The 8,586-nt window shown below is 76.5% G+C and carries 8 protein-coding genes; 5 read left to right on the forward strand and 3 right to left on the reverse strand.

The genetic code is table 11. The features are described 5' to 3' along the window. Positions 1 to 15 precede the first annotated feature (15 nt). From ACFQH9_RS25405 to ACFQH9_RS25415, 3 genes are read left to right on the forward strand one after another with little or no spacing between them, the layout of a single operon-like run. A complete protein-coding gene (locus tag ACFQH9_RS25405) occupies positions 16 to 1,056 on the forward strand; it encodes an acyl-CoA dehydrogenase family protein (protein ID WP_379569712.1) in 1,041 nt (346 codons plus the stop codon). Further along, on the forward strand, positions 1,053 to 2,339 hold the full coding sequence (locus ACFQH9_RS25410; protein WP_379569714.1) for a PIG-L family deacetylase: 1,287 nt from the start codon (positions 1,053 to 1,055) through the stop codon (positions 2,337 to 2,339). Before ACFQH9_RS25405 ends, ACFQH9_RS25410 begins: the two co-directional genes overlap by 4 nt. Then, positions 2,336 to 3,082, forward strand: a complete 747-nt coding sequence (locus ACFQH9_RS25415; RefSeq protein WP_379569716.1) for a glycosyltransferase family 2 protein — start codon at positions 2,336 to 2,338, stop codon at positions 3,080 to 3,082. Before ACFQH9_RS25410 ends, ACFQH9_RS25415 begins: the two co-directional genes overlap by 4 nt. Positions 3,083 to 3,086: 4 nt before the next feature. Here the strand turns inward: ACFQH9_RS25415 and ACFQH9_RS25420 are convergent, their stop codons facing one another. Together ACFQH9_RS25420 and ACFQH9_RS25425 are read right to left on the reverse strand one after the other, a co-directional pair. Continuing rightward, positions 3,087 to 3,542 carry an STAS domain-containing protein gene (locus ACFQH9_RS25420; protein WP_379569718.1) on the reverse strand — a complete coding sequence of 152 codons (456 nt, stop codon included), beginning with the start codon at positions 3,540 to 3,542 and terminating at the stop codon, positions 3,087 to 3,089. Next, positions 3,539 to 4,225, reverse strand: coding sequence for a DNA-formamidopyrimidine glycosylase family protein (locus tag ACFQH9_RS25425; RefSeq protein ID WP_379569720.1), 687 nt, complete (start codon positions 4,223 to 4,225; stop codon positions 3,539 to 3,541). The genes ACFQH9_RS25420 and ACFQH9_RS25425 overlap by 4 nt, the downstream gene beginning before the upstream one ends. Before the next feature lie 134 nt (positions 4,226 to 4,359). Between ACFQH9_RS25425 and ACFQH9_RS25430 the strand changes: the two genes are divergently transcribed. Further along, positions 4,360 to 4,977, forward strand: a complete 618-nt coding sequence (locus ACFQH9_RS25430) for a hypothetical protein (protein ID WP_379569722.1) — start codon at positions 4,360 to 4,362, stop codon at positions 4,975 to 4,977. Here the strand turns inward: ACFQH9_RS25430 and zwf are convergent. Continuing rightward, complete coding sequence (zwf, locus tag ACFQH9_RS25435; protein ID WP_379569724.1) at positions 4,974 to 6,470, reverse strand: glucose-6-phosphate dehydrogenase; 1,497 nt, start codon at positions 6,468 to 6,470, stop codon at positions 4,974 to 4,976. The two genes, ACFQH9_RS25430 and zwf, sit on opposite strands and share 4 nt — an antisense overlap. An 81-nt stretch (positions 6,471 to 6,551) precedes the next feature. On the opposite strand from zwf, the gene ACFQH9_RS25440 reads away from it, so the two are divergent. Beyond that, positions 6,552 to 7,820, forward strand: coding sequence for a saccharopine dehydrogenase family protein (locus ACFQH9_RS25440; RefSeq protein ID WP_379569726.1), 1,269 nt, complete (start codon positions 6,552 to 6,554; stop codon positions 7,818 to 7,820). The last annotated feature ends 766 nt before the right edge of the window (positions 7,821 to 8,586 follow it).

An 8,586-nucleotide genomic window follows, 5' to 3' on the forward strand; every position in this document is an offset into this window, starting at 1 on the left:
CCCACGGAGGTGCGCGTGTCACTGCTGCTGTCCGCCGGACCCGGCAGGCCGGCGCCCGCACCGGACGCGACCCGCCCCGCCGACCGGCTGACCGCCCTGCTCCGCGAGGGCGGGCTGGAGCTGCCGGGGCCCGGCCAGGGCGCGACCGCCGTGCGCTGGGCGCGGTTGGCCGCGTGGGGCCGGGAGAGCCTCCCGCTCGCCCGGCTCGCCGAGGGCCACACGGACGCCGTCGCGATCCTGCGGGAGGCGGGCGCCGAGCCCGAGCCCGGCGCCCGGTACGGGGTGTGGGCGGCCCGCTCGGGTGGCACCGGTGCCGAGCTGACCGGTGCACCCGGGGCGTGGGTCCTGCACGGCCGGGTCCGGTTCTGCTCGGGCGCTCCGGACCTGGACCGCGCGCTGGTCGTCGCCGCCGCCCCGGGCGGCAGCCGGATCGTCGACCTCGACCTGTCCCGCGCCGGGGTCGTCCGGCACCCCGGGTCCTGGCGGGCCGCGGGCATGCGGGACAGCGACACCCTCGACGTCGACCTCGAGGATCTCGCGGTGACCGACCTGGTCGGCGAACCGGGTTTCTACACCGCCCGGCCGGGGTTCTGGTGGGGCGGCGCCGGGGTCGCCGCGGTCTGGCTCGGCGGTGCCGCCGGGATCGTGGACGCGCTACGGGAACGGTTGCGGGAGAGGGCCGACCCGCATCAACTTGCCCGGCTCGGCGAGCTGCACACCGGGCTGGAGGCGGTCGACGCCCTGCTCGCCCGCACCGCCGAGGCCGTCGACGCCGACCCCAGGTCCACGCACCGCACGGCGGCCTGGACGGTCCGCGCCGCCGCCGAGCAGCTCTGCCGCACGGTGCTCGACCTCGCCCCGCGGGTCGCCGGGGTGGCCGCGCTGGCCGCGGGGCTGGCCGACCGGCTCGCGGACCTGGGCCTGTACGTGCGCCAGCACCACGGCGAACGCGATCTCGCGGCGCTGGGCGAGGCCGTGCTGAGTGAGACCACGGCGGGTCTCGGGATCGCGGGTGCGATCGCCTCGGGCGCGGCCACCGGAAAGGGCCGGCGATGACCGCCACCGTCCCCGGCTGGGTCGAGGCCCTCGCCACGCACTCCCCGCCGGCGATGGACCCGGTCGTCGGGCACCTGGTCGTGGTGGCCGCCCACCCGGACGACGAGACCCTCGCCGCAGCCGGGTTCCTGCGCGCGGTGCACGCCGCGGGCGGGACCGTGGAGCTCGTGGTCGCGACGGACGGCGAGGCGGCGTTCCCCGACGCCCCGCCGGCCGACCGCGCGGCGCTGGGCCGCACCCGCCGGGCCGAGCTGCACGCCGCCCTCGAGGCCCTCGGCCTGCCGGGCACCCGCGTCACCTGGCTCGGCCTGCCCGACTCCGGGCTCGCCCACCACGAGGACGAGCTGACCGGCGCGCTGGCCCCGCTGCTGCGGTCCGCGGACGTCTGCCTGGCCCCGTGGACCGGGGACCCGCACCCCGACCACGCCACGGCCGGGCGGGCCGCCGAGCGGGCGGCACCGGTGCGGGCCCACCGGTTCGCCTATCCCATCTGGATGTGGCCCTGGCTGCGGCCCGACGATCCGGCCGTCCCGTGGGCGACCGCCTGCGAGCACCGGCTCGACGAGGCCGCCCGGCACGCCAAGGCCGCCGCGATCGGGCGGTTCGTCTCGCAGCTCGCCCCGGCACCGGACGGCGGCCCGCCGATCCTGCCACCGGAGGTCCTGGCCCACTTCGGCACGGGCCGCGAGCTGTTCTTCCGGGTCCCGCGCCCGGACAGCGCCCCGGCCGCGCGGTTCGCCGACCTCTACGCCGACGGCGCGGACCCGTGGGACACCCGGACCAGCTGGTACGAGGAGCGCAAACGGGCCGTGGTCGCGGCCTGCCTGCCGCGCCGGCACTACGCGCACGCCGCCGAGCCGGGGTGCGGACTCGGCGGGCTGACCCGGGTGCTGGCCGGGCGCTGCACCGCCGTCACGGCCTCCGACTACACCCCGGCCGCCGTGGCCGCGACGCGCGAGACGACCGCCGGGCTCCCCGGCGTCACGGTGCTGGAGGCGGCCCTGCCGGACCCGCACACGGTGCCGACGGGCGTCGATCTCGTGGTGCTCAGCGAGGTCCTCTACTACCTCTCCCCCGCCGCCGTCGACGCGGTCGCCGACCGGGTCGCGCAGGCGCTGGTGCCGGGCGGCGACGTCGTGCTCGCGCACTGGCGCGGGTGGCCGGCCGAGGCGCCGCAGGACGCGGCGGCCACCCACCGCAGGCTCCTCGACGATCCGCGGTTCGTCCGCCTCGTCGAGCACGTGGACGAGGAGTTCCTGCTGCACGTCCTGCGTCGTCCGTGAGCGGGCCGGAGCCGACCGGGAGCGCGCCGGGCGGCGGCCCGGACGACGATCCGGACGACGGCGGTGCGCCGTTCCAGGCGGTCGCGGTCGTGGTCCCCGCCCGCGACGAGGCCGAACGGATCGACGCCTGCCTGCGCTCGGTCCGCGTGGCGCTGGCCGGATCCGGGCTGCCCGGCGCGGTGTGCGTGGTGGCGGACCGGTGCGTCGACGGGACCGAGGCCGTCGCCGCCCGGCACGCCGAGGTCGTCCGGAACACCGCGGCGCGCACGATCGGCGAGCTGCGCACGCTCGGCGCGCGGCGCCTGCTGACCCGGCTGCCGGCCCGGACCTGGCTGCTCAGCACGGACGCGGACACCGTCGTGCCGCCGAGCTGGGTCGCCGACCACCTGCGGCACGCCCCGGCCAGCGCCGCCGCCGTCGCCGGGGTCGTGGACCTCGACGACCCGGAGGCCCTGCCGCCGGACGTCCTGTGCCGCTACACCGACCTCGTCCGCGCCGGCACCGGCGCAGACCGGCACACGCACGCCTACGCGGCCAACCTGGGCGTCCGGGCCGAGGCGTTCCTGCAGGTCGGCGGCTTCCCGGCGGTCCCGTCCGGCGAGGAGCACGCACTGCTCGCCCGGTTGCGGGCCGCGGGCCGCCGGGTGGTCTGCCCCGTCGACGTCCGGGCCCGGACGAGCGCGCGCACCCGGGGGCGTGCGGTGGGCGGGTTGGCGGACCTGCTGCGCGGGCTGGGCGCGTGACCCGTCAGGGGCTCTCGAGCTCCACGAGGGACCCGACGAGGTGCAGCTGGGAGTCCACCCCGGTCACCTGCATCGGCCGCAGCACCACCCGGCTGCCGCCGGTGACGACGGAGACCCGCGACCCGACGTCCTCGGCCGCGCGCTGCGTGCGGACCAGGGCGGCCAGGCCGCGGGAGGCGAGGAAGCGGACCCCGGTCAGGTCCACGACGAGGTACTTCGCCGTGCGGACCAGGTCGATCGCGGCGTTCTGGAAGGCGGCGGCCTCGGCGGCGTCGATCTCGCCGCGGACGGCCAGCACCCGGAGGTGCTCACCCGCACGGCAGAGGTGGAGCTCGATGCCGCTGCCGGGCTCGTCGAGGCGCTCCCAGTCGCCGGCCGCGCCGCACCAGGCCGCGACCTCGGGCAGGCCCGGCACGGCGCCGGGGTCGGCGCGCTCGGCACTGTCGGGAGCGGGGCTCACGGGATCTCGTCCTCTCGGCGGTGGGAGCAGGCTTCTCGACTCCGGACCAGTGTGCTCACGACCGTACCCTCCCGCGGCCGGCTCGGCTCGGCGGCCGACCCGCCGGCTTCCTCGCGCTGGCAGCCGGGACACCACCACGTCTCCCGGCCGTGCGGGGTGCGCCCGGCGGGCCGGAAGGCGACGGGGGTGCCGCAGCGGTAGCAGGGCCGCCGGGCCCGGCCGTAGACCCAGTGCGGGCGGCGCGGGTCGCCCGTCGTGACCTGGCGCGGGTTGGTGGCGACGGCCTCGCGCAGGCGGGCACGGGGGTCCGAGCCGAGGTGCCCGACGACGCGGTCCTCGTCCCGGGTCCGCACCAGGTCGAGCACGGGCAGCACGATCCCGGCCAGCGTGCGGTCGTCGTCGAGCCGGAGCAGCACACGGGCCTGCACCGACCGCGGCAGCCGCTTCCCCGGGCCCAGCACTGACCACGAGCCGCTCATCCGCAGGTGCGAGTGCAGCGTCAGCCCGGCCGAGGTCCGCATCACCAGGTGCTTGCCGCACGGGCGCCAGGCCTCGATGCGTTGCCCCGAGAGGTCGGCGAGCGCCAGGCGGGGGTGCCGGAACGTGCCCGCGCGGACCGTGCGGCCCGCCGTCGCCGCGTGCAGCCGGGCGGCCAGCCGCGCGATGGAGTCGCCCTCCGCCACACCCGCACGCTACGCGCCGCGACCGGGTCGCCCCGTCGGCCGGGTGACTCACTTTGCTCCATCCGGCCGGTGCGCCGGCGGGCCCATGCTGTGATCGTCGGCGGACGTCGACACCGAAGTGGACGGGAGCACCGATGCTGCACGCGGCGGACTGCCTGATCGAGGCCGAACGGGTGCTGAACCAGGTGCTGGACGGGGTGGCGCCCGACCAGTGGCGCATCCGCGTCCCGCCGCTGCCGACGGCGCCCGATCCCGCGCGGCCGACCCCGCTCGACGCGCTGGTCCGCCACCACGTGCGGGCCAACGCCGAGCTGCCGGACCTCCTGGCGGGGCGGGCGGCCGACCACGCCGACCTCGCCGCCCTCACGGACCTCACCGATCTGGAGCACCGGCAGGACCTGCCCGCGCTGGCCCGCGAGGTCTCGGACAAGGCCTGCGCCGCCGCCGCGGCCGTCACGGACCCGGCGGCGCCGACCGGCAGCGACGGGCCGCCCGCGGAGGAGCTGCTGTGGCGGCGGGCGGTGGGTGCCGCCCTCATGGCGCACGAGGTGTCCGTCCACCGCGGCTCGGTGAACCCGCTGACCGAGCACCTGGCCCGGGCACTGTGGGAGCGCACCGAGCCGGAGGCGGCGCGCTGGCGGGAGCTGGGCTGGTTCGGCGAGCCGCTGACCCCCGTGCCCGTGGACGTGTCCTGGCGCGACCGGTTCCTCATGCTCGCCGGCCGCGACCCGCACCCGCTCTGGGACCGTTAGCGGCGCTCGCGCCAGGCCCGCTCGAACGGCAACCGCCAGGCGTTGGGCGCGATGAGCTGATGGATCGCGTTGGGCCCCCAGGACCCCGGCGGGTAGTTCTTCACCGGCGGCGGGTCCTCCAGCAGCGGCATGGACCGCTCCCACAGCGACTCGATGCCCTCGGCGGTGGTGAACAGGGTGTGGTCGCCCCGCATCGCGTCGAGGATCAGGCGCTCGTAGGCCTCGAGCACGTCGCCGGCGGACTCGGTCTCCTGCGTGGAGAACTGCATCGACAGCTTCTCCAGCCGGAAGCCCGGGCCGGGGCGCTTGCCGTAGAAGGACAGCGAGACCTTGGAGGAGTCGGCGAGGTCGAAGGTCAGGTGGTCCGGGCCCTGGGTGCCGACGCCGGAGCCGACCGGGAACATCGTCCGCGGCGCCTCCTTGAACGCGATCGAGATGATCCGCTGGCCCTCGGCCATCTTCTTGCCGGTGCGCAGGTAGAACGGCACACCCGCCCAGCGCCAGTTGTCCAGGCCGACCTTGAGCGCGATGAAGGTCTCGGTGTCCGAGTCCCGGGCGACGCCCTCCTCCTCGCGGTAGCCGCTGTACTGGCCGCGCACGACGTCCCACGGGTGGACCGGCAGCAGCGAGCGGAAGACCTTGTTCTTCTCCTCGCTGATCGCCCGCGGCTCCAGCGCGGTCGGCGGCTCCATCGCCACGAACGCCATCACCTGCATCAGGTGCGTGACGACCATGTCCTTGTAGGCGCCGGTGGACTCGTAGAAGTTGGCGCGCTGGTCCAGCCCGAGCGTCTCGGGGATGTCGATCTGGACGTGGTCGATGAAGTTGCGGTTCCAGATCGGCTCGAACAAGCCGTTGGCGAAGCGGAACGCGAGGATGTTCTGCGCCGCCTCCTTGCCCAGGAAGTGGTCGATCCGGAAGATCTGCGACTCGTCGAAGACCTTGTGCACGTAGTCGTTGAGCTCGATGGCGCTGGCCAGGTCGTGCCCGAAGGGTTTCTCCATGACGACCCGCGAGCGGTCGACGAGACCCGCGTCCCGCAGCATCGCGATCACCGCCTGGGCGGCCTTCGGCGGCACGGACAGGTAGTGCAGCCGGTGCACGTCGTCGCCCAGCTTGGCCTCGGCCTCCTTCACCGCCGCGGTGAGCCCCTCCGGCCCGGCGCCCTGCGGGACGTAGGTCAGCTTGTCGGCGAAGCCGGTCCACCCGTCGTCGCTCGGCTTGTGGGTGCCGAAGCTCTGCACGGCGTGGTGGGCGAGCTCGCGGAACTCGTCCGTGGACATGTCCTCCATCGCCGTGCCGACGATGCGGACCTCCGGGGCCAGCGAGGACTCGCACAGGTAGGCGAGGCCGGGCAGCAGCTTGCGCTTGGCCAGGTCGCCGGTGGCGCCGAACAGTACGATGACGTGCGGTTTCAGGGGCTCCTGGTCGCGGCGGAAGGGGCGCGAGCCCGGTCCGGGGTAGGCGATCGTCTGAGGGCGGGACTCGGGCACGCGGGGGCTCCTCGGGAGACGGACCGGTGGGCACGCGACGTCGGGGCCGACCCTAGCCCTTCCCGGGCGTGCCGTCCCGTCGTGATCACCGTGACCGTCGTCCCGCGCGCGGGGCCGCGGGGCGCCCGGCACGATGCCGGCATGGGCACGCAGCGCGAGCATGATCTGGTCGTCTTCGGTGCCACGGGGTTCGTGGGGGCCCTGCTGGCCGGCTACCTCGCGGAGGCGGCGCCGGAGGGCGTGCGCATCGCGCTCGCCGGGCGGTCGCGGGAGAAGCTGGAGCGGACGCGGGCGGGGCTGCCCGAGCGGGCCCACGACTGGCCGCTCGTCACCGCCGACTCGGCCGACCCGGCCTCGCTGGCGGCGCTGGCGGGCTCCGCCCGCGTCGTCGCGACGACGGTGGGCCCGTACGCGAAGTACGGGTTGCCGCTGGTCGAGGCGTGCGCCCGGGCCGGCACGCACTACTGCGACCTGACCGGCGAGATGCTGTTCGTACGCGAGGCGATCGACCGGTACGAGGCCGTGGCCCGCGCGACGGGCGCGCGGATCGTGCACTCCTGCGGCTACGACTCCATCCCCTCGGACCTCGGCACCCTGCTGCTCCGCGAGGCCGCGGGCGCCGACCTCGACCGGGTCCGTGCGGTCGCGACCGCACGCGGCGGGTTCAGCGGCGGGACCCTGGCCTCCCTGCTCGGGCACGTGGAGAGCGTGGCGAGCGACCCCGGGGCGCGGCGCATCGCGTTGCGCCCGCACTCGCTCAGCCCGGATCCGGCCGCCGAGCCGGCGCCCGTCCAGCCGCGCGACGCCGGTGCGCCCCGCCGGGAGCCGGACGGGTCGTGGACCGCCGCGTTCGTCATGGCCCCCTTCAACACGCGGATCGTGCGGCGCAGCAACGCCCTGCAGGAGTGGGGCTACGGCCGCGGCCTGCGCTACGAGGAGCGGATGGCGGCGGGGCGGGGCCTCGCCGGGGCGGCGGCGGCCGTGGCGATCACCGGGGCGATGGGCGCCGTGGTCGGCGTGGCCGCGTTCCCGCCCACGCGCGCGTTGCTGGAACGGGTGCTGCCGAAGCCGGGGACGGGGCCCGGCGAGCAGGCCCGCGCCAAGGGCTTCTTCCGGCACGTGCTGACGGGCACCACGGTCGACGGCCGGACGGTCACCGCCACGGTCGCGGGCTCCGGGGACCCGGGCTACGCCGCCACCGCCGTGATGCTCGGGGAGAGCGCGCTCTGCCTCGCCCTCGACGACCTCCCCGACCGCAGCGGTTCCCTCACCCCCGCCACCGCGATGGGCCACACCCTGATCGAGCGCCTCCGCAAGGCGGGCCACACCTACGAGGCCACGACGCGGTAGCGAGATCCCGGCAGGGGCAGGGCCCGCGGGGGTGGCAACGGCGGCCGGCGGCGAGGGCCCGGCGGGATGGCGAGGGCCCGGCGGGGTGGCGAGGGCTCGCGGGATAGCGCTCGTCCCGCGGCACACCCGGCGCGGCGCGCACACCCGTTCTGGCCGGGCCTCACACCCGTCGGGTGCGTGACACACCCCGTCGACGGCCTGTACCGCGACGAACCGGGTGTGCGGGCACCGGTCCGCCCGGTCGAAGGACCGGCAGGTCGGCCGGCGCCCGCGAGCGGTTCGTCGCCCGGCGCCCGCGAGCGGGTTCGTCGCCCGGCGCCCGCGAGCGGTTCGTCGCCCGGCGCCTCTCTCCCACAGAAGCGCCGCACCGGTCCGCCCGGTCGTCGAGGACGGGCATGTCGGCGGGGTCCGCGAGGGCTCGTCGCCCCGCCTCGCACACCCGTCGAAGCGCCGCACCGGCCGTCGACCGGGTGTGCCGCCGACCTCCCGGCTGTGCCGGCGGACCCGAGTGGAGGTGGGGAGCGACGACGGGTGTGCCGGTGCTCCTCCGAGCTCCGGGAGCCTCCGATGCATCCGGGGTCCGCAGACCTGCTCCTCGACTCAGCACCGGCAGCGACCCGCGGGGGGCTCGGGCGCCCGCAGCCCGACTCGCCGAAGAACACAGTCCGACTCGCGGTGCCAGAACCCCCGACTCGCGGGACCGGAACCCCCGACTCGCGGGGACCGGAAGTTGTGTCCCAGGGCGTGGTGTAGGTCGTCGGTCCAG

This window comes from Pseudonocardia lutea, assembly GCF_042658055.1.
Taxonomy (GTDB): domain Bacteria; phylum Actinomycetota; class Actinomycetes; order Mycobacteriales; family Pseudonocardiaceae; genus Pseudonocardia; species Pseudonocardia lutea.

What these genes read in the sequence shown, in the direction of transcription:
- ACFQH9_RS25410 (WP_379569714.1), top strand. Translation starts at nt 1,053, where the DNA reads ATGACCGCCACCGTCCCCGGCTGGGTCGAGGCCCTCGCCACGCACTCC.
- ACFQH9_RS25430 (WP_379569722.1), top strand. Translation starts at nt 4,360, where the DNA reads ATGCTGCACGCGGCGGACTGCCTGATCGAGGCCGAACGGGTGCTGAAC.